Source organism: Paenibacillus profundus, from assembly GCF_021369635.1.
In the GTDB taxonomy this organism is placed as follows: Bacteria; Bacillota; Bacilli; order Paenibacillales; family Paenibacillaceae; genus Paenibacillus_B; species Paenibacillus_B profundus.
Window position 1 is genome coordinate 216618 of record NZ_JAJNBZ010000004.1, and the last position, 25866, is coordinate 242483.

General features: G+C 48.0%; 21 protein-coding genes. All 21 read left to right on the forward strand.

Going from position 1 to position 25866, the window contains the following annotated elements; all coding sequences use genetic code 11:
• Positions 1-3: 3 nt before the first annotated feature.
• Positions 4-951, forward strand: coding sequence for a dTDP-glucose 4,6-dehydratase (locus LQV63_RS08255; protein WP_233696332.1), 948 nt, complete (start codon positions 4-6; stop codon positions 949-951).
• Positions 952-1019: 68 nt separating this feature from the next.
• Positions 1020-2180, forward strand: coding sequence for a UDP-4-amino-4,6-dideoxy-N-acetyl-beta-L-altrosamine transaminase (gene pseC / locus LQV63_RS08260; protein ID WP_233696408.1), 1161 nt, complete (start codon positions 1020-1022; stop codon positions 2178-2180).
• A 44-nt stretch (positions 2181-2224) separates the two neighbouring features.
• Entirely contained in the window at positions 2225-3397 is a 1173-nt protein-coding gene (locus tag LQV63_RS08265; protein ID WP_233696333.1) for an ATP-grasp domain-containing protein, read from the forward strand.
• A gap of 6 nt (positions 3398-3403) precedes the next feature.
• Positions 3404-4081, forward strand: a complete 678-nt coding sequence (locus LQV63_RS08270) for a class I SAM-dependent methyltransferase (RefSeq protein ID WP_233696334.1) — start codon at positions 3404-3406, stop codon at positions 4079-4081.
• A 1-nt stretch (position 4082) separates the two neighbouring features.
• Complete coding sequence (locus tag LQV63_RS08275) at positions 4083-5147, forward strand: N-acetylneuraminate synthase family protein (RefSeq protein ID WP_233696335.1); 1065 nt, start codon at positions 4083-4085, stop codon at positions 5145-5147.
• On the forward strand, positions 5144-6169 hold the full coding sequence (locus LQV63_RS08280; RefSeq protein WP_233696336.1) for a hypothetical protein: 1026 nt from the start codon (positions 5144-5146) through the stop codon (positions 6167-6169). Before LQV63_RS08275 ends, LQV63_RS08280 begins: the two co-directional genes overlap by 4 nt.
• A gap of 82 nt (positions 6170-6251) precedes the next feature.
• Complete coding sequence (locus LQV63_RS08285; RefSeq protein ID WP_019424729.1) at positions 6252-6449, forward strand: cold shock domain-containing protein; 198 nt, start codon at positions 6252-6254, stop codon at positions 6447-6449.
• A 149-nt stretch (positions 6450-6598) separates the two neighbouring features.
• Positions 6599-7546, forward strand: coding sequence for a DUF2920 family protein (locus LQV63_RS08290; protein ID WP_233696337.1), 948 nt, complete (start codon positions 6599-6601; stop codon positions 7544-7546).
• Between the two features lie 133 nt (positions 7547-7679).
• Complete coding sequence (gene hpf / locus LQV63_RS08295; RefSeq protein WP_233696338.1) at positions 7680-8222, forward strand: ribosome hibernation-promoting factor, HPF/YfiA family; 543 nt, start codon at positions 7680-7682, stop codon at positions 8220-8222.
• Positions 8223-8602: 380 nt separating this feature from the next.
• A complete protein-coding gene (secA, locus tag LQV63_RS08300) occupies positions 8603-11113 on the forward strand; it encodes a preprotein translocase subunit SecA (protein WP_233696339.1) in 2511 nt (836 codons plus the stop codon).
• Between the two features lie 133 nt (positions 11114-11246).
• Positions 11247-12363 (forward strand): peptide chain release factor 2 gene (gene prfB / locus LQV63_RS08305; RefSeq protein ID WP_233696340.1). Its coding sequence is split into 2 segments (ribosomal slippage): positions 11247-11318 and positions 11320-12363, totalling 1116 coding nucleotides; the frame shifts between segments, so codons are not numbered across the junction.
• A 205-nt stretch (positions 12364-12568) separates the two neighbouring features.
• The gene (locus LQV63_RS08310) at positions 12569-13480 is read left to right on the forward strand and encodes a YitT family protein (RefSeq protein ID WP_233696341.1); all 912 of its coding nucleotides are present in this window, start codon (positions 12569-12571) and stop codon (positions 13478-13480) included.
• A gap of 1047 nt (positions 13481-14527) precedes the next feature.
• Positions 14528-15589 (forward strand): N-acetyl-gamma-glutamyl-phosphate reductase, encoded by a 1062-nt coding sequence (gene argC / locus LQV63_RS08315; RefSeq protein WP_019424739.1) that lies wholly within the window; start codon positions 14528-14530, stop codon positions 15587-15589.
• Between the two features lie 79 nt (positions 15590-15668).
• Entirely contained in the window at positions 15669-16922 is a 1254-nt protein-coding gene (argJ, locus tag LQV63_RS08320) for a bifunctional glutamate N-acetyltransferase/amino-acid acetyltransferase ArgJ (RefSeq protein WP_233696342.1), read from the forward strand.
• Between the two features lie 88 nt (positions 16923-17010).
• Complete coding sequence (gene argB / locus LQV63_RS08325; protein ID WP_233696343.1) at positions 17011-17838, forward strand: acetylglutamate kinase; 828 nt, start codon at positions 17011-17013, stop codon at positions 17836-17838.
• 60 nt (positions 17839-17898) lie between these two features.
• The gene (locus LQV63_RS08330) at positions 17899-19107 is read left to right on the forward strand and encodes an acetylornithine transaminase (RefSeq protein ID WP_325175863.1); all 1209 of its coding nucleotides are present in this window, start codon (positions 17899-17901) and stop codon (positions 19105-19107) included.
• 88 nt (positions 19108-19195) lie between these two features.
• A complete protein-coding gene (argF, locus tag LQV63_RS08335; protein WP_233696344.1) occupies positions 19196-20146 on the forward strand; it encodes an ornithine carbamoyltransferase in 951 nt (316 codons plus the stop codon).
• Between the two features lie 60 nt (positions 20147-20206).
• On the forward strand, positions 20207-21478 hold the full coding sequence (locus LQV63_RS08340) for an argininosuccinate synthase (RefSeq protein ID WP_233696410.1): 1272 nt from the start codon (positions 20207-20209) through the stop codon (positions 21476-21478).
• 107 nt (positions 21479-21585) lie between these two features.
• Entirely contained in the window at positions 21586-23007 is a 1422-nt protein-coding gene (gene argH / locus LQV63_RS08345) for an argininosuccinate lyase (protein ID WP_233696345.1), read from the forward strand.
• 211 nt (positions 23008-23218) lie between these two features.
• The gene (locus LQV63_RS08350; RefSeq protein WP_233696346.1) at positions 23219-24394 is read left to right on the forward strand and encodes a KamA family radical SAM protein; all 1176 of its coding nucleotides are present in this window, start codon (positions 23219-23221) and stop codon (positions 24392-24394) included.
• On the forward strand, positions 24394-25800 hold the full coding sequence (locus LQV63_RS08355; protein ID WP_233696347.1) for a glutamine synthetase family protein: 1407 nt from the start codon (positions 24394-24396) through the stop codon (positions 25798-25800). The genes LQV63_RS08350 and LQV63_RS08355 overlap by 1 nt, the downstream gene beginning before the upstream one ends.
• The last annotated feature ends 66 nt before the right edge of the window (positions 25801-25866 follow it).

Below are 25866 nucleotides of genomic sequence, written 5' to 3' on the forward strand. Positions count from 1 at the left end.
ATAATGAAAATCTTAGTAACGGGCGGAGCAGGTTTTATCGGTAGGTGGGTTACCAAGCGGCTTTTAGAGGACGGGCACTACGTTTGGGTGTTGGATGACTTATCTAATGGTAGAGAAAGCAATTTAGATGATTTTCGAAGCAATACTTGTTTTATGGGTTTTATTAAAGGCTCAATAATGGATGAACAGCTATTAAGCGAACTATTTGAACAACACATTTTTGATATATGTTACCATTTAGGGGCGTCTATAAATGTCCAAGATTCGATAGATGATCCAAGAACGACCTTCAATAACGATATGGTGGGCACATTTTATGTGTTGGAGCAATGCAGAAAATATAAAACTAAAATTCTATTCATGAGTACATGTATGGTATATGATGCCTGTGCGGATGATAGTGGAATAACAGAACAACATCCTATAAAACCAGCTTCTCCATACGCGGGCTCTAAAATTTCGGCAGAAAACATGGTTCTATCTTATTACTATACATATGGTCTACCTGCCGTTGTTGTAAGGCCTTTTAATACGTATGGTCCGTTCCAAAAGACGGGTGGTGAAGGCGGTGTTGTAGCAATCTTTATCAAAAACAAGCTTGAAGGCAAGGACTTAAGTATATATGGCCCAGGCACACAAACCCGAGATTTATTGTACGTTGAAGATTGTGCACGCTTCGTAGCAGAAGCAGGATATAGTAGACGGGTTAATGGACATATCATTAATGCGGGGCTTGGTCGTGATATTGCAATAAATAACTTAGCATTGCTCATTGTTGGTGATGCAACACGAATTAATCATGTGCCGCATATCCATCCGCAAAGTGAGATACAAAAATTGTTGTGTAATAACAAAAAAGCAGATGAATTACTCAGTTGGAAACCTCTAGTAACGTTAGAAGAGGGAATTCGTCGAACAGAGGAATGGATTAAACACTCAGGAATGATTTAAACAAGCTGTTACAGGAGATGAACATCGTGAACTCAAAGACACTTCTGAATAATCCAATTCGAAATAATATGTTGCCATATGGACAACAGTGGTTGGATGAAGAAGATATCCAAGCAGTTATAGACGTTCTAAAGAGTGACTTTATTACACAAGGTCCTAAAATATTTGAATTTGAACAGTCCATCGCAAATAAAGTAAATGCAAAGTACGCGGTAGCATTTTCTAATGGCACAGCAGCTTTACATGGAGCTTGCTATGCTGCCGGAGTTACTGAAGGTGATGAAGTTATAACGACTCCAATAACCTTTGCAGCGAGTAGCAACTGTGTGCTATATCAAGGGGGAACCCCCATTTTTTCAGATATTAATTTAACCACATATAACTTGGATCCTGATGTGATGGAGAGTAAGATTACCACACGAACAAAGGCTATTATTGCTGTAGATTTCGCTGGCCAACCCGCTGAAATGGAGCGATTTAAAGAAATTGCTGAGAAATATAACCTTATCTTGATACAAGATGCAGCACATTCTCTTGGGGCCACATATAGGGGAATGAAAGTTGGTTCAATGGCCGATATGACAATGTTCAGCTTTCATCCTGTAAAAGCAATAACAACCGGTGAGGGTGGAGTTATTGTTACTGATTCTGAAAAATATTATCAAAGACTATTATTATTTCGTAGTCACGGAATAACAAAGAATCCTGAATTATTAGAAGGAAACCAAGGTTCTTGGTACTATGAGATGCATGATCTTGGCTATAACTACAGAATGACTGATATGCAAGCAGCTCTGGGGATATCCCAATTACAACGGTTAGATCAATTTTTGGCTAGAAGAAGAGAAATAGCAGACAAATATACAGAAGCCTTTGCCGGACTAAAAGGTCTTATAACACCACATCAAACATCTCATTCCGAATCTGCATGGCACTTGTATGTTACTCGGTGGTTATCTGGAAGTTTTAAAGTTGATAGACGCACTTTATTTGATGCATTGAGAAACGAAGGGATTGGAGTACAAGTTCATTATATCCCCGTGTATCAACATCCATATTATGAAAAATTAGGGTACACCTCACTATGTGAAAAGGCTGAGGAATTTTATAGCACTGCAATTTCGCTTCCAATATACCCTAAGATGAATGAGGTTGATGTTTCTGATGTTATTCAAGCTGTAAAAAAAGTCTACAATCAATTTACAAATCACCCATCAAGACATGAATGATGATGTAGGTTACTAAATATATTAAGGTTAGTGGGAGGGGAAGAATGAAAGTTCTTGCGATTGGTGCTGGGAGAGAACAAGCCTATGTTATTCAACAGGCTAAGGATATGGGGTTACATGTAATAGCAGTTGATGGAAACAAGGATAGTCCCGGTTTTATCTATGCAGATAAAAGTTACGTTGTGGACATTAGGAATGAAACCGAAGTCATTAAAATTGCCGAAAAAGAAAAAGTTGGAGCAGTTCTTCCTACTCCAATTGGTCGGTATTTAACAACTGTAGGGGCGGTAAATGATTATTTGGGATTAAAAGGGATCGGTAAAATGGCAGCTATTAGCTGCACAGATAAAATGAAGACTCATGAGGTTCTTGCAGAACATGGAATTTATGCGGCTAAACAGTTTTATGCCAGTGCAGAAACATCAGTAGAGAACATACTAGAAGGTATTGATTATCCCCTTATAATCAAACCGAGATATGGAGCAGGAAGTAAAGGAGTAAGGGTTGTCCGGAATAACGAGGAATTGCTCTCACATTATGCGGAGGGCATTTTGATAGAAGAACTAATGACAGGAAAAGAATATGGTTTGGATGGAATTATTAGAGATGGGGTATTCCATATTATACTGGTTAGAGAAAAGGTATTGACGGATTTTCCCTATCGACAAGAAATAGGATATATAGCTCCTGCTCCTATTTCTAATGAGCTATTAAAAAAAATAAAAAGTAGTGCCCAGAAAGTTTGTAATGCAGTCGGATTGACAGACTGTTTGTTTAATGCAGATATAATCATTGAAAATGATGTCATTAAATGGATTGAATTTTCAGGAAGGCCAGCTGGTCTTCATATTAGTCAATTTATGGTTCCATACGTGACAAGTAAAAATTATATCGATGAGCAAATTAAGTATTTAGTAGATAACAATAATGAATTAATAATCAATTCATTTGAAGATTATAAAAAAATGTATTTGGGATTTTTTTCTTTTTCGCAAATCGGTCATGTGACATTTGTACCACGGAAGGAAGATATATTAAAAAACAATTATGTCCTAGACTATCAATGTTCAATAATAGTGGGGGATTTTCTAAATGAGATCAAGGACGGAAGTGAATTGATAAATAGAGGATATTTTGCTACAACGGGGCGAAGTATTAATGAAATGTTTGATACGGCCCAATCGTTAATTAATCAATTTTCTATCAAAAAAGGGTGACGACTATTGAATGAAAATAATAATTTGAATTTGGAAAGCTGGAGTCAAGAAATAAAGAGAAATGTTATGCTATATCCAAGCGAAAGAGTAGTGGCGTTTTTAGCAAAAAATTTCAACAATTATGAAGAAAATAAACAAAAAAACGCTCTAGATGTTGGTTTTGGATCAGGACGGCACCTCAAAACATTGTTAGAGTATGGCTTTCGTACTTATGGGATAGATTATAGTCGTGAATGCGTTGAAATAGCAATGCGTAATCTGCCTAATTTCCCTAACTTAATTGAGTTGATCAACTCAGAATGTTCTGAGTATGTATTTGATGCCAAGATGGATACTATCATATGCTATGGAGTTTGTTTTTATAAAGTTAAAACAGGTATACTTGAAGATTTAAAGCAAATGTATAATGTTCTGAATTCAAAAGGAAAAATGCTAATCAATTTTAGAAATAAAGAAAGTTGGTTTTATGGACTGGGGCAAGAAATTGAAAAGGACTCGTTTTTACTAGATGAAAGAGCAGGAGCATATCAAAACATCCTTTATACATTTATAGATTTGGAAGATGCTCAACAAATGCTTGAGGAAGCCGGGTTTGTTATTGAGAATATAGAACGAGAAGATTACTATAAGAACAATCTTAAAGAGAAAAATAGTTGGTGGATTTTCACGGTAAGAAAAGACTGAGGTGAAACAAGTGAAATCTATAAAGATTGGTGACAGAGAAATTGGAAATTCCTATTCAAGCTTCATTGTTGCTGAAATAGGTGCAAATCATAATCTGGATATGGATTTGATTAGACAAACGATTGATGCTGCCGCCCTATGCGGAGTGGACGCAGTCAAGTTCCAGACCTATACTCCCGAAGAATTATTAGCTGATGTGGATCGTATTATTACTTGGGGACCTAAAGGTTCAGAGGTGACGGAACCGATTTCCGAAATGTTCAGAAAGTTGTCCTTACCGAGGGAATGGCATGAGGAAGTGTTTGGATATGTAAAAGAAAAAGGCCTCATTGCGTTTTCAACGCCTTTCAGCGTAGAAGGTTTGAATTTTTTAAACGAAACATTACATACTCCATGTATTAAAATTGCTGCATCTGATGTGAATTATACGGAGTTGCTTCAAAATGTCGGAAAAACAGGTAAACCTGTTATGTTATCTCTTGGGAAATGTACGCTTTCAGAAGCTGACATGGCCATTGAGATGTTATTTGAAAACGGGACGAAAGAACTGGTTGTTATGCACTGTGTAGCACAGTATCCTTCTCCCATGGAGGAAATGAACTTAAAAGTCATTGAGAGTTTGAAAACCCTCTATCCTGAGTGTGTTATTGGTTTTTCAGATCATTCTTTAGGAATCACCGCTGCGCTAGGAGCCGTAGCATTAGGTGCAAGGGTCATCGAAAAGCATTTTACCTTAGATAAAAGCCTAAGCGGACCGGATCATTGGTTCAGCATGGATCCGAAAGAAATGGAGTCGTTAGTTCAAGAAATTCGGAATTTAGAAGCTGCAATGGGACATCCAAGAAAAAGAATTCTATCTTGTGAAAAATCAGAGCGAAGAACATCGGTGCGCTCCTTAGTTCTCGCGAAAGAAATTAAGGAAGGTGAAGTACTTAGTGAAGAGCATTTGAAAATGGTGCGTCCGGGTACTGGAATTTCACCATTTGATGTTGAAAAAGTTGTAGGTCTACACGTCACCAGATCCTTAAGCAAAAATACCGTATTAACATGGGAGCATTTTAAGTGATAATTGTTTATTCCGTTGGCAATTCAAAGATTGGAATTGGAAATGTAAGCAGATCATCCTCTTTATTTAAAGAATTTTTGAAAAATAATTTAGTTCATGTAAAAGATATTCATTTTGTATGTGAGGCTTCTCCTGATGTGTTGAAACAATTTCAACTCGATGCATTGCCAAGAGTTACTGCGACGAGAGATAAATCGGAATCGTTTAAACTGATTCATTCACTAATAATGAGTTCACAAAAAAAATGCTTGTTTATAGTTGATGCGCCTAATTTATCATATGCTGACAGGAAATTGCTCACTTCGTATGGAATTGACAAGTTTATATTTCTGACTGACAATAACGTAGATGTATTCCAGCCTGACTTTTTCATTGATACAGATATATTTCCAAAAAAATATTCTTACGATTTTCCTATCGAAATTATTTCAGGTTCTAAGTACCATATCATGCGGGATGACTTACTTGAACATAAGAAAAGTAGTTTGCCAGAAAAACAGCCTATACAGAGTGTGTTTGTATGCTTTGGCGGGGCTGATCCTGCATTTTATACAGAATGGTTTTACGAAAATATTGCACTAAATAATAAATATTCCGAAATACATTTTACGTTTGCTCTTGGCCCTTCTTTTTCCAATTCTAGGGTAGGAAAGCTAATTTGTATAAATGATAGGGCTGTGATTCTCAAATGCCCCAATATGGTACATGAAATATTAAATCATGACCTTGTAATCACTTTGGGCGGACTTACAACTTATGAAGCCATGTATATTGGAACACCAGTTTGTGCTATTGAATGGTCCTATATGGCTCCGTACGTAAGAAAACTTCATGACTACAATTATATTGAAAATTTAGGGGCACCCGAGCGAGTAAATGATGCGTTTGAAAGAATAATTGATAAAAGCGAAGTTCTATTTAAAAAGATGGAACACTCGTGGAGGACGTTGGATGGATTGGGTGCGGAACGGGTAGTTAAATACATGATAAGTAAAAAGGAATTAATGGATTATTTCGATTGACAACGCTTCCATCCAGTGATATAGTCAAACTTGTGAAGAACAAATCTTCACGGCATTTGAAGATGAAGGGAATGTTATCGACATGCAAGGTAAAGTAAAATGGTTTAACGCTGAGAAGGGTTATGGCTTTATCGAAACTGCAGAAGGAAACGACGTATTCGTTCACTTCTCCGCAATCCAAACAGATGGTTTCAAAACTTTGGAAGAAGGTCAAGCAGTAGAATTCGATATCGTGGAAGGCGCTCGCGGTCCACAAGCGGCTAACGTAATCAAATTGTAATCATTCCGGTGTGAGCCGAATTATATATGATTCCGATTAGCTCCACACCCCTGGCTGAATAGCCCGGGGTTTATTTTTTGTAAAAGTACATCAAATTGAACTAAATTAAGCTGATTTATTCACTTTAATATATAGATGAGGGACTAAAAATGGAAAATCATTATGAATTCGAAATATCGGGGCACCATAATATCTACACTAACAATCCAAGAAAATATAATATTTATTTTTCAACTCCGTCGGCAGGCGTAAACGAGTATACAGGAATTTTATTATTAATACCCGGTTATGGTGGACATTCAAATTCTAACATTTATCGTAAAATGAGGACTCAATTTGCCGACGAGCATAACCTTGTTTGTGTACAATGCGATTATTTTGGGCAAGAATTTATGCAACAAGAAGTATTAGAAGAAAATATTGAAAATTTTAACGATATGTCTTTTATGCAGGCAATAGATAATATCAATGCCGTATTGTTTGTGGTCTCTATATTAAAAAAGCAAAGTCTAACAATAAACTATGGGAAAGTCATTTTATACGGTCAATCTCATGGTGCATATTTATCTTATTTATGCAACGCGTTTGCCCCAGATTTATTTACCATGTTAATAGATAATTCATCTTACCTATATCCTATATACTTATTATCAAATAGAAATCTTCAAGTGGGGAACAAGGTATCGAATTTTCATTATATTGCTGCTGACTATCCTAAAGAAAACGAAATATTTTATTTACCGGTCTTATACTCCAAGTTTAAAAATCAGTGTAAAATAGTAAGCTATAACGGCTCGGATGATCCAATGGTACCATGGGATTCAAAAGCAAAGTTCTGCCAAAATATTCATCAATGTCATTTTGAATTAATAACTGCCGATAAGATTGATGGATTAATGTTTAAATCAACTGCTCACGGCCTAGGTGCCGACTTCATATATTTGTTTAATCATACCCTAGTTCATCATGATGATCTTGAAAGGAAAAATGAACTAAACTTACAGACTTTTTTCTTACAAACTAACGAACATCGTTTTGAACTAAATTACGACACTGACTTACTTCAGTTCTCTGCCTTAATTTTGTCTAATTCATAATTGACTTGATGATGTTTCACCCCCTCCGGACAAGGGTATAAAAGTATACGGAATTGTAAACGAATTGTAACCGTTTTTTTCGTTCCGTGCCGAAATATATGTTATAATATAGACATCAAAGGAGGAGTGTCCTATGAATTATAAAGTTCGAGGTCAGAACATTGAAGTTACAGACGCGCTACTTGACTATGTCGAGAAGAAATTAAGTCGACTGGAACGGTATTTTGAAGCTCCCCCTACTTCAGACGTTAACGTGACGTTGAGCGTGATTCGTGATCTACACATTGTTGAAGTAACCATTCCATTAACAGGCTTGCTTCTCCGGGCGGAACACCGCAGTAAGGATATGTATTCTTCTATTGATTCCGTTGTGGATAAGCTGGAGCGCCAAATTCGCAAGCATAAGACGAAGGTGAACCGGAAATTCCGCCAATCGGGAAGCGCGGACCATCTGTTCAGCGACGAAGTGACACAGCTCCCTGCGGGTGAAGAGGATATGCTCGAAGTTGTGCGGACGAAGCGATTTACGCTGAAGCCGATGGACGTGGAAGAAGCTATCCTGCAGATGAATATGATCGGACATAATTTCTTCGTGTTCTCCAATTCGGAGAGTAAAGAAGTGAACGTGGTGTACCGTCGGAACGACGGCCGCTATGGGCTAATAGAACAAGGCTAAGAACGGGACAGCGAATCTGGAATTGAGAATTAGCAGAGACTGCACCTGATACCAAAAAAGGACTGAGCCTAATTCCACAACGGAATGGGCTCTTTTCGCGTATAATAGAGGTAGTCATTGCTCCTTTGAACGTAATTAATATAGTATTATGGAAGCTTCATATCACTTACGAAATCAGTCAGACTCCCACCATATTGCTGTATCGGCATGAAAATGTACGCAAAACGTATGAAAACTTGCCTGGCGGCGGTTGCGGGACCTTGTTGAAACTGTTACAATTTATTGCAAAACAAGTCATTGTCACCGTTCTTTCTCTACAGATCGACCTGAGGGGGAGCGGCCATAAAATCACGATTGGATTTGCGTGAAAGGGGTTAACCATGCTAGGAATTGTGAAGAAGATATTCGGCGATGCCAATGAACGCGAAGTGAAGCGGTTAATGAAGACCGTGGAGCTTATCAGTGGTATGGAACCGGAATTTGAAAAGTTGTCTGATGATCAACTGCGCGCGAAGACAGATGAATTCCGTGAGCGCTTGGAGAAGGGCGACATGCTCGATGAATTGCTGCCAGAGGCGTTTGCAACGGTACGTGAAGCATCGAAGCGTACGCTAGGCATGCGTCACTATGACGTGCAGCTCCTGGGCGGTATGGTGCTTCATGAAGGTAAGATTGCAGAGATGAAGACCGGTGAAGGGAAGACGCTCGTCGGAACGCTTCCTGTTTATTTGAACGCGTTGTCAAGTAAAGGCGTACACGTCGTTACAGTCAACGATTATTTGGCTACGCGTGACAGTGAAATGATGGCCCAAGTGTACAACTTTTTGGGGATGACTGTCGGCTTGAACTTATCCGGTATGGACCATGCGATGAAGCAAGAGGCATATGCCTGCGACATTACGTACGGGACAAACAACGAGTATGGCTTCGACTATCTGCGCGATAATATGGTGCTGTACAAAGAGCAGATGGTGCAACGTCCGCTCAACTTCGCGATTATTGATGAAGTGGACTCCATTCTTGTTGACGAAGCGCGTACACCGCTCATCATTTCAGGACAAGCGGCGAAATCGACGGATCTTTACTTCATTGCGGATCGCTTCGTTAGCAAATTGAAGCATGAAGAAGACTACACCATCGACGTGAAGACGCGCCAAGTCGCGTTGACGGAAGTGGGTGTATCGAAGGCGGAGAAGGCGCTCGGCATCGAGAACTTGTTCGATGTGAAGAATGTTACGATGAACCATCACATTCAGCAGGCGCTGAAAGCACATTCGATTATGCGCCGTGACGTTGATTATGTCGTGAACGAAGGCGAGATCGTCATCGTCGACGAATTTACGGGCCGTATGATGGCGGGACGTCGTTACAGCGATGGATTGCACCAAGCAATCGAAGCGAAGGAACAGCTCGAAGTACAGAACGAGAGCATGACGCTAGCGACGATTACGTTCCAGAACTACTTCCGCATGTACCGCAAGCTGGCCGGGATGACCGGTACGGCGAAGACAGAGGAAGAAGAATTCAAGAGCATTTACGGGCTGGAAGTTATCCAAATCCCTACAAATAAGCCAAACCAGCGGAAAGACTTCCCGGATGTCGTCTACAAGACGGCGAACGCGAAATTCAACGCGGTCGTAGAAGAGATTGTGCAGCGCCATCAGAAGCAACAGCCGGTGCTCGTCGGTACGGTATCGATTGAGAACTCTGAGCTGTTGTCCGACAAGCTGCGCAAGAAAGGCATTAAGCACCAAGTCTTGAATGCGAAGTACCACCGAGAAGAAGCGGAAATCATTTCGAGCGCGGGTGAACCGAATCAGGTTACGATTGCGACAAACATGGCTGGTCGCGGTACAGACATTATTTTGGGCGAGGGCGTATCCGATGTCGGTGGTCTTCATATCGTCGGTACGGAGCGTCATGAGAGCCGTCGTATCGATAACCAGCTGCGTGGCCGTGCCGGTCGTCAGGGTGACCCAGGCTCTTCGCAGTTCTATCTGTCGCTCGAAGATGAACTGATGCGCCGCTTTGGTGCGGATAACGTACTTGGCATGATGGAACGCCTTGGATTCGAAGAGGATCAACCAATTGAATCGAAGCTCATCACGCGTGCTGTAGAGTCCGCTCAGAAGCGCGTCGAAGGCAACAACTTCGACCTGCGTAAAGTCGTCCTGCAATATGATGATGTTATGAACCAGCAACGCGAAATCATTTATCGCCAGCGCCGTGAAGTGCTGGAAGCAGAAAATATCCGTCAAATTGTTATGGATATGATTAAGCCGTGCGTGGAACGCGTAGTCAGTGTGCATTGTAACGAAGACGATATTCCAGAGAACTGGGAATTGCAAGAAGTCGTTGATAACATGCACCGCAATATGTTGGATGAAGGGACCATCACGAAGGATGACCTGTGGGGCAAAGAGAAGGATGAGATTATCGAGTTCCTCTTTGACAAAGTGATGGCTAAATATACGGATCGTGAGGAGCGCATCGGACCTGAACTAGTACGCGAGTTCGAGAAAGTCGTCGTTCTCCGTGCCGTTGACTCCAAGTGGATGGACCACATCGATGCGATGGATCACCTGCGTCAAGGGATTCACTTGCGCGCCTACGGTGGTACTGACCCACTGCGCGAGTACCAGTTTGAAGGCTATGAAATGTTCAACAGCATGGTCGCTTCGATTCAAGAGGAAGTGTCCACCTACATCATGAAGGCGCAAGTTGAGCAAAATGTGGAACGTCAAGCGGTCGTAGACGAGAGCAAAATGTCGACGAATGCGGAGCCTGGGGAGAAGCGCCCGGTGACGAAGGAAGAATCCGTCGGCCGCAATGATCCTTGTCCGTGCGGCAGCGGCAAGAAATATAAGCAGTGCCATGGCAAGCAAGGATAAGGCTGCGAAGCCTTAAGCGAATACTAGCTAGCCAATTGACGGAGCATATCCGTCACGACTCATACAACTCCAGCGACGGGCGGCCTTTGCCGCCCGTTATTTGGGGAGACACTATGGACCGAGGTGAATTACGATGATCGACGCATCCGTACGCCATAATTTGCGAGACATCGCCGCGAAACTTACAAACCTTAGGGGGTCTCTTTGACCTCGATCTGAAGCAAGAGATGATTTCCAACTATGAGGAAAAAATGTCGGCTCCCGACTTCTGGGACGATAATGAGCGGGCGCAGGGCATTATTTCCGAATTAAACGCCGTCAAAGGCAGTGTGGAAGAATATCAGAAGCTGATGCAGGATTATGAAGACGCGCAGATGATGATCGAGCTGGCGGATGAAGAGGACGATGAGTCCTTGGCAAACGAACTAACGGCGAATGTGGAACAGATTCTCACCCGCGTGGAGAATTTCGAATTGCAGCTCTTGTTAAGCGAGACGTATGACAAGTTCAACGCGATTTTGGAGCTCCATCCGGGAGCGGGCGGCACCGAGTCGCAGGACTGGGGCCAAATGCTGCTGCGCATGTACACGCGTTGGGCGGAGAAGCGCGGCTTCAAGGTCGAGGTGCTGGACTATTTGCCAGGCGATGAAGCGGGTATCAAGAGCGTGACGCTGCTTATTAAGGGCTATAACGCGTACGGCTATTTGAAGACGGAGAAAGGGGTACACCGTCTTGTGCGGATTTCCCCATTTGATTCTTCTGGCCGCCGCCATACTTCGTTCGTCTCTTGTGATGTTGTACCAGAAATTACGGACGATGCCGACATTGAGATTCGTACGGAAGATTTGAAGATTGATACGTATCGTGCCAGCGGCGCGGGCGGTCAGCATATTAACACTACTGATTCCGCCGTGCGGATTACGCACATCCCGTCGGGTATCGTCGTGACATGCCAGTCGGAACGGTCGCAGATTAAGAACCGCGATCGCGCGATGACCTTGCTGCGTTCGAAATTGTACGAACGCAAGATTGAAGAACAACGGCAGCAGCTTGCTGAGATCCGTGGCGAGCAGATGGATATTGCATGGGGCAGCCAGATTCGCTCCTATGTGTTCCATCCGTACAGCATGGTGAAGGACCACCGGACGCAGGTGGAGACGGGGAATGTCGGCGCTGTCATGGACGGCGATTTGGATGCGTTCATTGAAGCCTATTTACGAACTTTAATACAACCATCGTCAGAAAATTAACATGCAGTACACCGACACAAACCTGCGCCGATTTCAATCGGGGCAGGTTTTTTGCTGCGCTTGATCGCTTTAACTTAACAAAGGCTGCGCATACTATACATATCGGTTCAGCCAATGTTGTCCATTGGAATAGGTGCAGGGTAATGCCCACACATACAAGCATATCTATTGTATAGAGAGGTATTGCCGATAAAGGAGAGAAACCATGTCCAACTCATCGAAATCATCTTCCCATTCATCCAAGAAATCTCGGCTCGGTGGCGTGCTCATACCTTACGAGCATCCGATGCGCACCGCGCTCGACTATGTGCTGCTACTCGTGGGCGCCTTCATTATGGCTTTAACTTTTAACGCCTTGCTGCTCCCGAATCAGATTGCATCTGGGGGAATCTCTGGGTTATCCATTATTTTTCAGAAACAATTCGGTTGGAATCCGGCCATAACGCAATATGCATTCAATATTCCATTGTTTATCATTGGTGTATTCTTCTTGGGTAAGCAATTCGGTGCGCGCACCTTCATAGGCTCGGTTGCACTCCCGACGTTTATATTCTTAACTGCGCATATCGAGCCGGCGACAGACAATCCGCTGCTGGCGGCTATCTTTGGCGGCATCGGTCTTGGTCTAGGACTCGGGATTGTGTTCCGCGGACGCGGCTCAACGGGAGGAAATGCGATTTCGGCGCAGCTTCTGCATACGTTCGGGAAGATTAACCTGTCCCTGGCGGTTGCGATCTGTGATGGAGTCATCATTATTTTGGCAGGCGTGCTGTTGTCCTTCGAAAGCGCCATGTATGCGCTGATTGGCTTATTTGTGACCAGCAAGATGATCGATATCGTTCAGGTTGGCTTGGGCTATACGAAGGTGGCGTTCATTATTAGTGAAGAGGCGGATCAGTTGGCAGAAGCGATTCTCCATGACCTGGACCGCGGCTTGACGAAGCTGAAGGGGGAAGGCGGGTATACAGGCGAGGGGCGCACCGTGCTCATGGTTGTCGTCGGGCAGACGGAGGTCTACAAGTTGAAGTCGATCGTCCGCTCTGTTGACCCGCAAGCGTTTGTCATTATAAGTGATACGAACGAAGTGCTGGGAGAGGGCTTTCAAATACAAGCCTAACAACCTAACACCGGGCTTAAACGTGATCAGTTGGCAACACATAACGTGTGCCGCTGGTCACGTTTTTTTATTCACAGATAAGACTATTTGTGCCAAAAAGTCGCTTGCTCAATTGGTGTGGACCTGAATGATGCGGTTTCCCTCTTCGGTTTGTGCATATCAAAACTAGCATTCGTGGTCCCTCAACCCTGTTTCAAATTCCTCTTATGTTCACTCTCCCAATGATTCAGATTACGCAATGAATGGCACAGTACTGTAGGGATTGACTCAGACATGCAATGAATGACTAGTGCGCTGCAAGTAGTGATTCAATTGTGAAAAGAAGGACAATGTTTACAGAGTAGAGTGGATTCTGTAAACGTGAAGAAGGGTCTAATCCCATCAGGGAAGAGCGATTTAACTTTGCCAAACGGTGATTCGATGGGGTTCGCATTTTTCTGAATCATGTGCCACTCTGCAAATTTTGCCTATATCCATTCTCCCATACCGTCAGGAAGGATGACGACGGGAATGAGATATCTGCCAATTCGTATATATCATGTCATGCAGCGGTCGCTCATATTGAGATAACTAGAGTCATCCTTGGGCGCGCGGCCTCCTGAAGGATGGGGAGAATGAAGCAAAGGGGCGGATGAAGCGGAACACCGTCAATCTGAAAGTGCCATTAGCAAGGTTGTGGAAAAGTGACGTATTTTCAAAAGGTCGCAATAGGAGATTTAAAAAAATATAAAAAGTATTGTATTTATATAAGTTGAGACGTATAATGATACATAATTATTCAGTTGGAGCGTATATTTTTCAGAAAAGATAAACGAGTTTAAAAAGAAGGCTTTTCAGCACCGAGAAGATTGCACGAACTCGAAGAAGGAGGAGCGGAGTGTAGGCGGGACTACATGAGCACCTGAAATGTTTCCGAAGGAAACATACTTCAGAAGCATAAGCTCTTCGAGAGTGAATGCAAGATTCGATGCCGCATGACATCCTGGGATACTTCGTGATCAAAATCGGACTTTTTAAACAACCTCTAAAGGGAATGGAGAGAGCGGCATGGGAAACGAACAGAAGGTGAACGTGGCTATCGTCGGCTCGACGGGCTATGGTGGTGTGGAGTTGATACGGCTGTTGTTGAATCATCCGAACGTGAATATTGCTTCGGTCATTTCCGCTTCAAGCGCGGGCGCGCCGATTGCGGACGGATTCCCGCATTTGAACGAAATTATGTGCGATACGTTGGATGGCGTGAATGCGGAGGAGATACGAAGGAAAGCGGATGTGGTGTTCACGGCCACCCCTTCTGGTGTTAGCGGCAAGCTTGTGCCTGAGCTTCTCGATGCAGGGCTGACTGTTATTGATTTGTCCGGTGATTTCCGCATCAAGGACGGAGCAGTATACACGGCATGGTATAAGCATGAAGCTCCGCAAGCCGAGCTGCTGGAGGAAGCGCCATACGGCTTATGTGAGCTGTATGCAGATAGCGGGTATGCACAGGGCCAGCGTATTATCTCCAATCCAGGCTGTTATCCGACGGCGACGCTGTTGGGTCTGGCCCCTGCCGTGAAGGCGGGTTGGATTGATCCAGCGAGTCTGATCATTGATGCTAAGTCTGGCGTATCGGGAGCGGGCCGTGGCGTAAACTTAGGCGTGCATTATGCAGAATTAAACGAAAATTTCAAAGCGTACAAAGTAAATAAGCATCAACATATACCAGAAATCGAACAGACGTTGAGCGAAGTGGCGGGGACTCCAGTCACCGTAACGTTCACGACGCATTTGATGCCGATGACGCGCGGTATTATGTGCACGATGTACGCTTCATTAACCGGAAATTATTCAGAACAGGACTTTATTTCATTATATAAAGAGCATTATGCGGGGCGGCGCTTTGTACGTATCCGACCGCAAGGCCAATGGCCGGCGACGAAGGAAGTGTTCGGCTCGAACTACTGCGATATCGGATTCGCGGTGGATGAGCGCACGAAGCGGGTAACGGTCATTTCCGTCATCGATAACGTGGTGAAGGGAGCGGCTGGGCAGGCGATTCAGAACCTGAACCTGATGATGGGCTGGGACGAAGCGCTGGGGCTGCAGTTGACGCCGGTATATCCTTAATTTTAATTGTAGTGAGACATATGGCGATAACATGAGTAACCCAACCTATACCATTTTGAAAAAAGAAGGTCGATGTCTTATGGAAAAACATAAACACGCAACAATGACTATGGAACGCCAGTTCGAGATTATAGAAGGATCGGTCACGACTCCGCAAGGATTCCGGGCAAGCGGTCTGCATTGCGGTTTGAAGAAGACGTCGCGCAACGACATCGGCGCGATTGTATGCGATGTGCCGGCTGTCGCGGCGGCGGTATATACGACGAATGCGTTCCAAGCGGCGCCGCTTGCAGTGACGAGAGCGAGCTTGGCTGCGGAAGGCAAGCTGCGAGCGGTGCTGGTGAACAGCGGCAATGCCAACGCATGCACGGGCAAGCAGGGGGAAGCGGACGCTAACCGCATGCGCAGCGCCTTCGCGGAGCAGCTCGGGGTTGCGCCGCACTACGTTGCGGTCGCGTCAACCGGCGTCATTGGCGAGCCGCTCAAGATGGATTGCATCGAGCGGGGCATCGCAGAGCTTCCGGCAGGCTTGACGGCAGTTGGTGAGGGCGCGGAGCAGTTCGCGCAGGCGATATTGACGACGGACCTGGTGAAGAAGGAAGCGTGCGCGGTCGTCACCATTGACGGCAAGCCGGTAACGATTGCCGGATCGGCGAAAGGTTCGGGGATGATTCACCCGAATATGGCGACGATGCTCGGCTTCGTCACGACGGACGCCGTCATTGAGCAGGAAGTGTTGGCGGCGCTGTTGAAGCGCACGACCGATGCGACCTTCAACATGATTACCGTCGATGGCGATACGAGCACGAACGACATGCTGCTCGCGATGGCGAGCGGACTTGCCGGACATGAGACGCTGCAGGAGAGCCATTCCGATTGGAGCGCGTTCGCTGAAGCGTTCCAATACGTTTGCGAGCAGCTGGCCAAGGCGATTGCGCGCGACGGGGAAGGCGCGACGAAGCTCATTGAAGTGCGCATCGCTGGCGCGGCTTCGAATGAGGCGGCGAGCGCGATTGCGAAGTCGATCGTCGGTTCCAGCTTAGTCAAATCGGCCGTATTCGGAGCGGATGCGAACTGGGGCCGCGTTATTGCGGCCATTGGATATTCCGGACAGCAGGTAAATGTGGACACCGTCGACATTCAGGTTGGACCGATTGCGGTGCTGAGCCAATCGACGCCGGTAGCTTTTGATGAAGAAGAGGCGCTTGCTTACTTGAAGGGGGATACGGTCATGTTTCACGTTAACCTCCATATGGGTACGGGTGCAGCGACAGCTTGGGGCTGTGACTTAACATATGACTACGTCCGCATTAATGCGGCTTATCGGACATAAAGCCTGAGGGCTCAGGCGAGTGCAAGATTCGATGTTGAATGACATCGTGAGATGCTTCGTGATGAAAGGTGAGGAGGGGGACGGAACGATGCGTACTGTATCGGAACAGGATAAATCATCGGCGCTGTCCGTCCAGACGAGGCGGTTCGTCATGAAATGCGGCGGCAGCACGCTCGCGGCATTGCCGGATTCCTTCTATGGACAATTACAACAACTGCAGGCAGAAGGCACGATGCCAGTTATCGTGCATGGAGGCGGTCCGGCAATATCAAGCATGCTGGATAAGCTAGGCATCGAGTCTGAGTTTATCGGAGGTCTCCGTAAGACAGATGAGGCCGTGCTGGATGTCGTCGAGATGGTGTTGGCGGGCCAGATTAACAAGCAAATCGTGCGGCGGCTGAACGGTATAGGTGCTGCATCTATAGGCTTATCCGGCACAGACGGCGGTTTGATTCAAGCACGGCCGGTAGCGAATGCTGCGGAGGTCGGTTATGTGGGCGATGTGACGCAGGTCGACGCTGGACTGATTGAAGGGGTGATGGCGCTGCAATATATGCCAGTTATCGCACCCATCGGGCTCGATAACAACGGACAGCGCTACAACATCAATGCCGACACGGCAGCCGGTGCGGTGGCCGCTTATCTCGGTGTAGAGCAACTGCTGGTCATTACGGATGTACCGGGCATTATGAAGACGGAACAGGGCGTCAAGGCTGTCCTGCCTGTCGTCACGACATCTGAAATAGAAGAGATGATTGCAAACGGTGAAATATATGGCGGAATGATTCCGAAGGTGCGCGCGGCTATGCAATGCATGGAAGGCGGCGTGAAGGAAGTCGTTATCGCAGACGGAGCCGAGCCGAATGTGCTGCGGCGCATTATGGCAGGAGAAGCCATCGGCACGAGAATCGTATAAGTGTGAGCAAAAGAGGGCTTTTTGAACAATTGCTACAAGAATGATAAAGGGGTGATAGTGGTGTTAAAGCCAAATGATACCGTAACAAATGCTTTGCTGCCAACCTATGCGCGCTTCCCGATGACGCTCGTCAAGGGAGAGGGAAGCCGATTGTGGGATGACCAAGGCAACATGTATTTGGACTTTATGAGCGGCATTGCCGTCACGAACCTGGGGCATGCGCCGGAGCGGGTCAAGGTGCGAGTGCAGCAGCAGCTGGATACGCTGTGGCACGTGTCGAACCTGTTCCGCATTCCGCAGCAGGAGCAGGCAGCCGAGCTGCTGACGGCAAATACGTGCGCAGATGCAGTCTTCTTCTGCAACAGCGGCGCGGAGGCGAACGAGGCAGCTATTAAGCTGGCCCGCCGTTACCATGCGAAGGTGGCGCAGTCCGGACGCAGCGAAATCATCACCTTCGAGCAGTCGTTCCACGGCCGCACGCTGGCGACGCTGACGGCAACGGGGCAGGATAAGGTGAAGGACGGCTTTGCGCCGCTGCCTGCTGGATTCCGGTCCGTGCCGTTCAACGATATCGCGGCGCTGAAGGATGCCGTGAACGAGCAGACGGCGGCCATCATGCTGGAAATCGTGCAAGGCGAGGGCGGCGTGCTGCCGATTAAAGCGGCGTTCGCGGCAGAAGTCGCGCAGCTCTGCGAAGCGAATGGCATCCTGCTTATCGTGGACGAGGTGCAGACGGGCATGGGCCGCACGGGGGCGCTGTTCGCGCATGAGCATTACGGCTTGAAGCCGGACATTTTCACGGTGGCCAAAGGGCTTGGCAGCGGCTTCCCCGTAGGAGCGATGCTGGCACAGGAGCATCTGCGCGAAGCGTTCGGTCCGGGAAGCCACGGCTCGACATTCGGCGGCAACCCGCTGGCGATGTCGGCAGTGCTCGGCACATTGGAGACGATGCTGGAAGACAAGGTCGCGGTGCGTGCGGCGGAAAAAGGGACCTATCTGTTGAACGCGCTGCGCGTGAAGCTGAGCGATGTGCCCGGTGTCAAGGATATTCGCGGAATTGGACTTCTGATTGGCATCGAGTGTCATGAGCCGGTGAGCGACCTCATTTCGGAAGCGCAGGGAGCCGGACTGCTGTTCATCAGTGCCGGACCGAACGTCATCCGCTTGCTGCCGAACTTGCTTGTGACCGAGGAAGATATGGATGAAGCCGTCGATATCATTCACACGGTTTTGGCGAAGCGATCTGCTGCTGTAGCCTCGTTCTCATAGATATCAGGCCGGACCTTAAACTATCGGACATCATTCGAAGCTTCACCTAAATAGATACTCAAGCTTGAACAACCCCGGAGGTGGGATTATGACGACAACACAAACTAAGATTAATTTGCGCGGGCGCGACTTTATCGCGTTGGCTGACTATACGACAGAAGAAATCCAATATTTGCTTGACTACGCCATTGAACTGAAGCGGAAGCAGAAGGCGGGCGAGACCTATCAACCGCTGAAGGGCAAGACGTTGGGAATGATTTTTGAAAAATCATCCACCCGCACTCGCGTTTCGTTCGAAGTAGGCATGTACCAGCTCGGAGGGCACGCTCTGTTCCTCAGCAAGAACGACCTCCAGCTTGGTCGCGGCGAAACGGTATGGGATACGGCGCAGACGATGTCGCGCTACTTGGACGGCATTATGATTCGCACGTACGCGCATCGCACGGTCATCGATTTGGCACGTGGCGCGACGATTCCGGTCATTAACGGTTTGACGGATATGAACCATCCGTGTCAAGCGCTGGCCGATTACCAGACCGTGCTCGAGAAGAAGGGCAAGCTGCAAGGGCTGAAGCTCGCTTATATCGGAGACGGCAACAATATGGCACACTCGCTCATGCTGGGCGCAAGCAAGCTTGGCGTGAACATTGCGGTCGCTTCGCCGGAAGGGTATACGCCAGATGAGGGCATTGTGAAGCAAAGCAAGGAGCAGGCCGGAGCATTCGGTTCCGATGTTCTCGTGACGCAGGATCCGAAGGAAGCGATCGCGGATGCCGATGTCGTATACACGGATGTCTGGGCGAGCATGGGCTTCGAATCGGAGCAGCAGCATCGCGAGATGGCGTTCCGCCATTTTCAGGTGAACGAAGAGCTGACGCGCTATGCGAAGCCAGATTACCTCTTCTTGCACTGCTTGCCTGCGCACCGCGGCGAGGAAGTGAGCGAAGGCGTCATCGATGGCAAGCATTCCGTTATTTTCGACCAAGCAGAAAATCGACTGCATGCGCAAAAGGCGATTATGGCCGCGCTGATGGGTTAACAGGGATGAGATATGAATCTAGCAGGATGAGAATTGCGAACAGCGAACGGGGGAAATACGATAGTGAAGAACAAAATTGTGCTGGCCTACTCGGGCGGGCTTGATACATCGGTCATTTTGACTTGGCTCAAAGAAACATATGATGCAGAAATCATCACCTTCACAGCGGATATCGGTCAGAAAGAAGAGTTGGACGGCTTGGAGGAAAAGGCGATTGCGACCGGTGCCTCTAAAGTATATATCGATGATTTGCGTGACGAATTTGCGCGCGATTTCATCTATCCGATGTTCCAGGCGGGGGCGCTCTACGAAGGGCAATATCTGCTTGGCACGAGTATCGCGCGTCCGCTTATCGCAAAGCGCATGGTTGACATTGCCCGCAAAGAAGGGGCGATCGCGATTGCCCATGGCGCCACTGGCAAGGGCAACGACCAAGTTCGCTTCGAATTGACGGCGGCATCGCTTGCGCCGGATATTCAAGTGATCGCGCCGTGGCGTTCGGAGGAATTCCGTGCGCAGTTCCCGGGCCGCGCGGAAATGATCGCCTATGCCGAGAAGCATGGCATCCCGGTGCAGGCTTCCGCCGCGAAATCTTATTCGATGGACCGCAATTTGCTGCACATCAGCTTCGAGAGCGGAGTGCTAGAGGACCCATGGTTCGATGCTAGCGCAGATGCGAGCAAGGATATGTATGTGCTGAGCGTATCGCCGGAGGATGCCCCGAACGAGGCGGAAATGGTGGAGCTTGCGTTCGAGCAGGGCGATTGCGTTGCCATCAACGGCGAGCAGATGTCGCCGCTGCAGGTGATGGAGACGTTGAACGAGCTTGGCGGCAAGCACGGCATCGGCCGCATCGACATGGTGGAGAACCGCTTCGTCGGCATGAAGAGTCGCGGCGTGTATGAGACACCGGGCGGCACGATCTTGTTCACGGCTCACCGCAAGATGGAGTCGTTGACAATGGACCGCGAGGTCATGCACCTGCGCGATTCGCTCATTCCGCAGTACAGCTCGATTGTATACAACGGCTTCTGGTTCGCGCCGGAGCGGCTTGCCATTCAAGCGCTCGTCGCCGAGAGCCAGAAGCATGTGACGGGTACAGTGCGTCTCAAGCTGTACAAAGGCAACATCATTGGAGCGGGTGTACAGAGTCCGCTTAGCTTATACAATCCGGATATCGCCACGATGGAGGCAGATCCATCGCAAGCGTATGATCAGAATGACGCTACCGGCTTCATCCATCTGCACGCGTTGCGCCTGAAGGTAGCTTCCGGCGTTCACGGCACGAGCGTTCATGGAGCGAAGCTGGAGCAAGTGAAAGTGGAAGTGTAACGGAAAGACATACAGACATGCGCGGGAGGCTATTCCTTAAGCGACAATCCCAATCCCGTCGCCTTCATTGGAAGGCAGCGGGCCGCGCATGGTGAGGAGGAAACGACGTGAGCAAATTGTGGGGCGGCCGGTTCACGAAGCAGACGGACCAGTTGGTGGAGCAGTATACGGCGTCCATCACTTTTGATAAAGCGATGGCGGAAGAAGACATTCAAGGCAGCCTTGCCCACGTGACGATGTTAGGCAAGTGCGGCATTTTGCCGCAGGATGATGTCGAAACGATTAAAGAAGGCTTGCATCAGGTGATGAATCGGATCCAGAGCGGGGACATGAATTATTCCGTCTCCGATGAAGATATCCATATGAATATCGAGAAGACGCTGATCGACCTGATCGGTCCGGTCGGGGGCAAGCTCCATACGGGCCGCAGCCGCAACGATCAGGTGGCGACCGACATGCACTTGTATTTGCGCAAGCGGGTCGTCACGTTCGCCGGCTTGCTGGTACAGCTGCAGGAAGCGCTTTTGAAGCAGGCAAAGGCCAATCTGGATACGATTGTGCCTGGCTATACGCATTTGCAGCGGGCGCAGCCGATTCTGTTCGCCCATCATCTGATGGCGTATGTGTCCATGTTCGAGCGGGACATCGAGCGTCTGACGGACAGCTACAAGCGCATCAATACGCTGCCGCTTGGCGCAGGAGCTCTCGCGGGCACGACCTTTGCCATCGACCGCCATTTCGTGGCGGAAGAGCTCGGCTTCGAGCGGGTCTACGAGAACAGCTTGGATGCGGTGAGCGACCGGGATTTTATTGTGGAATTCCTGTCGAATGCCTCGCTTATCATGATGCACTTGTCCCGCTTGTGCGAGGAGTTGGTACTCTGGTCGAGCACCGAGTTCCAATTCATCGAGCTCGACGATGCATTCTGCACCGGTTCGAGCATTATGCCGCAGAAGAAAAACCCGGACGTGGCGGAGCTCGTCCGCGGCAAAACCGGACGCGTGTACGGCCATCTCGTCGGCATGCTGACCGTGCTGAAGGCGCTCCCGCTTGCCTACAATAAAGATATGCAGGAAGACAAGGAAGGCATGCTCGATACAGTGGAGACGCTGGATGGCGCATTGCGTCTGTTCGCCCCGATGGTAGAGACAATGAAAGTGAACCGCGACCGGATGCGTCAAGCGGTGCGTCAAGACTTCTCCAATGCGACGGACATTGCGGACTTCCTCGTGAACAAGGGCATGCCGTTCCGTCAGGCGCACGAGGTCATTGGCAAGACAGTTCTCTATTGCATCGAGCAGAACAAATACTTGCTCGACCTGTCGCTAGACGAGTTCCAGCAGTTCTCTCCGCTGTTCGACGAAGTCATTTACGAGGTGCTTCAGCCCGAAAATGTCGTCAATGCACGCAACGTCTTCGGCGGAACCGCCTCGGTTCAAGTGGAAGCGGCTATTCGCCGGGCGGAACAGGCGATAGTGCAGTCGAACGCATGGCTGAAAGAGAAGGAAGCAGCGAATTCGCTGAAATAAAACTCGTTCCCAGTAGAGCGGTTGAATCGAATCGAAACCTGCTGCACGAAAAAGAGCATGCGCGTTAATAGCGTCCTGTGAGGCGCTGACGCGTTTGCTCTTTTTGTATTCCGCACTTTTCACAATTCCATCATTTGCCTACATATGTAAACTTGTGTATAATTAACTAAAGCGCTTGCGCTTTTACCCAATTTCATAAGGAGGGATGTCCATGCCTCAACCGAAGTACGTCACCGACATCGACAAGATTACTCAGTTGCCCGAGACGGAAAGGAAACGGCTTAAGGAGATCACAGAGAAATTTGTATTCCGCGTTAACGACTATTATTTGAACTTAATTGATTGGAACGACCCCGATGACCCGATACGGAAGCTGGTTATACCGAATACGGGCGAGCTTCAAGAGTACGGTCGCTGGGATGCCTCAGACGAGGACACGAACTACGTCGTTCCCGGCTGCCAGCACAAGTATGGCACGACCGCACTGCTTATCGTGTCAGAAGTATGCGGCGCCTACTGCCGATACTGCTTCCGCAAACGTTTATTCCGCAACGATGTCAAAGAAGCAATGTCCGATGTGAATCCGGGCCTAGCTTACATTGCCGAACACCCCGAAATCAACAATGTCCTGTTAACCGGTGGAGACAGCTTAATTCTTGCCACCCCCAAGCTGCGCATGATTTTTGAACACTTACGTGCCATTCCACATGTGAAGGTTATTCGCCTAGGCTCCAAGCTGCCTGTATTTAATCCGATGCGAATCTATGAAGACGAGCAATTGCTAGAGACGATTCGAGAATTTTCTACCCCTGATAATCGCATTTATGTTATGGCGCATATTAATCATCCCAGAGAGATTACTCCGGAAGCCAAGCGCGGCTTCGAGGCGCTCCATCAAGCGGGCGCGATCGTCGTCAACCAGACGCCGGTGCTGCGCGGAATTAACGACAATGCCGACGTGCTCGGCGAGCTGCTCGATAAGCTGTCCTGGGCTGGCGTGACCCCCTACTATTTCTTTATTAACCGTCCGGTGGCGGGAAACAGCGAGTTCGTGTTGCCTCTTCAAGACGTATACCGTCTCGTGGAGGAAGCGAAGTCCAAGACGTCTGGATTAGGCAAAAGAGTACGGTTATCCATGAGCCACACGTCGGGCAAAATTGAAATCTTGGCGATAGAGGATGGGAAAGCGTATCTGAAGTATCACCAATCCCGTGATGGGAATTACGGTAAGTTCATGGTGCTCGACTGCCCCGCTGATGCCGCCTGGTTCGACGATATGCCGGGCAATGAGCAGTATTGGACGCCACCGCAAAAAAAATCGGAGGACATCGTTTCAGTGAACGCGCTTCCTGATATGCCACAGCGGCGAACGAGGAGGGATGCGTAATGCAACGTTCTGTACCGCCGGTAAGCCAAGCGGCAGCACCTAACGCCTCCCCGGAGCAAGGCTCGGAAGAAGAGGCGCCCCCCATTATTAATGCAGACGGGGTCTTTCAAGAAATGCAGCGCAACGCTGTAGAATACCTTCGTCTGCAATTTACCGACATGTTCGGTGCCATGAAGCAGCTCATCGTGCATCGTGACGAGGCAAAAGCGGCTTTGGAGGGAAAAGTGTTGTTTGACGGTTCATCGGTCAAAGGGTACGGCGGCGTAGATCGCTCTGATCTCGCCTTGCATCCGGATCCAACTTCATTCCATGTGGAGACGTGGCACGTGAAGGCCACACGCATTGCGTCGGTATATTGCGACGTACGGACCGTAGACGGAGATCGTGCGCCGGGGTGTACACGCAGCATGCTCCGTGAAGTGATAAGTGAAGCGAAACAGATGGGCTATTCTTATCATATCGGCGTAGAGGGCGAATTTTTCCTCTATCCGCTGGATGAACAAGGTGTACCGATGCCGGAGACGCATGACCAGGGAGGTTATTTCGACCCTTTTCCCCTGGATCGCGGAGAAGAAGCGAAGCTGGAACTGCTGCAAGAGATGAGGAAGCAGGGCTTTCAATTGGAAGCCTCGCATCACGAAGTGGCTCCCGGTCAGCACGAGATTAACTTCCGCTTTGGTGAAGCGCTCATGATTGCTGACCGTTGGCAGACGTTCAAGCAGCTGACGAAGCAAGTGGCGATGCGCAATGGGCTGCATGCGACCTTTATGCCGAAGCCGATGAGCGGTCATAATGGCAACGCGCTGCATTGCAATCAATCGTTGCAGCAGAAGGGGGGCGGCAACGCGTTCCATGACCCGGAGTCGCGGACTGAACTTAGCGATACGGCTTTGCATTTTGTCGCCGGCTTGCTGAACCATGCGAAGGGGATGGCTGCAATTTCGAATCCGATCGTCAATTCTTACAAGCGGCTGCTACCGGGATATGAAGCGCCGACGCACATCACATGGTCGGGCAGCAATCGCACCGCTCTAATCCGCATTCCAGCGGCACGCGGTGCCGGGACGCGGGTGGAATATCGTCCGCCGGATCCAACGGCCAATCCGTATCTGCTGTTCGCCATCATGTTGAAGTCAGGCTTGGAAGGCATTCGGAATCGGGAAGCTCCGCCGGAGGAAGCGAAGGGAGATCTTCACGTGCTGGCAGAGCAAGAGCGTTCCAATTGGGCTGCATATCCACGCGATCTGTACGAAGCGCTGCAGCATATGGAGCAAGATGCGCTTGTCCGGGATGTGATGGGCAAGGAAGCGATGCAAGAGTATGTCTCGGAAAAATACCGGGAGTACGACAGTTATGCGGCGGAAGTGCACGATTGGGAGATGACGACGTATTTCCGCAGCTTCTGAGCACGAGGACGGCGTAGGGCGTGACCCACAAGAGGATGGCGTATCAGCCATTCTCTTGTTTTTAAC

Excerpts from the sequence above, each read along its gene's own strand:
- hpf (WP_233696338.1), top strand. The coding sequence starts at position 7,680 with ATGAATTATAAAGTTCGAGGTCAGAACATTGAAGTTACAGACGCGCTA.
- LQV63_RS08290 (WP_233696337.1), top strand. The coding sequence starts at position 6,599 with ATGGAAAATCATTATGAATTCGAAATATCGGGGCACCATAATATCTAC.
- argJ (WP_233696342.1), top strand. The coding sequence starts at position 15,669 with ATGGAAAAACATAAACACGCAACAATGACTATGGAACGCCAGTTCGAG.
- argF (WP_233696344.1), top strand. The coding sequence starts at position 19,196 with ATGACGACAACACAAACTAAGATTAATTTGCGCGGGCGCGACTTTATC.
- LQV63_RS08285 (WP_019424729.1), top strand. The coding sequence starts at position 6,252 with ATGCAAGGTAAAGTAAAATGGTTTAACGCTGAGAAGGGTTATGGCTTT.
- pseC (WP_233696408.1), top strand. The coding sequence starts at position 1,020 with ATGTTGCCATATGGACAACAGTGGTTGGATGAAGAAGATATCCAAGCA.
- LQV63_RS08355 (WP_233696347.1), top strand. The coding sequence starts at position 24,394 with ATGCAACGTTCTGTACCGCCGGTAAGCCAAGCGGCAGCACCTAACGCC.
- argC (WP_019424739.1), top strand. The coding sequence starts at position 14,528 with ATGGGAAACGAACAGAAGGTGAACGTGGCTATCGTCGGCTCGACGGGC.
- LQV63_RS08255 (WP_233696332.1), top strand. The coding sequence starts at position 4 with ATGAAAATCTTAGTAACGGGCGGAGCAGGTTTTATCGGTAGGTGGGTT.
- LQV63_RS08265 (WP_233696333.1), top strand. The coding sequence starts at position 2,225 with ATGAAAGTTCTTGCGATTGGTGCTGGGAGAGAACAAGCCTATGTTATT.
- argB (WP_233696343.1), top strand. The coding sequence starts at position 17,011 with ATGCGTACTGTATCGGAACAGGATAAATCATCGGCGCTGTCCGTCCAG.
- secA (WP_233696339.1), top strand. The coding sequence starts at position 8,603 with ATGCTAGGAATTGTGAAGAAGATATTCGGCGATGCCAATGAACGCGAA.
- LQV63_RS08310 (WP_233696341.1), top strand. The coding sequence starts at position 12,569 with ATGTCCAACTCATCGAAATCATCTTCCCATTCATCCAAGAAATCTCGG.
- LQV63_RS08350 (WP_233696346.1), top strand. The coding sequence starts at position 23,219 with ATGCCTCAACCGAAGTACGTCACCGACATCGACAAGATTACTCAGTTG.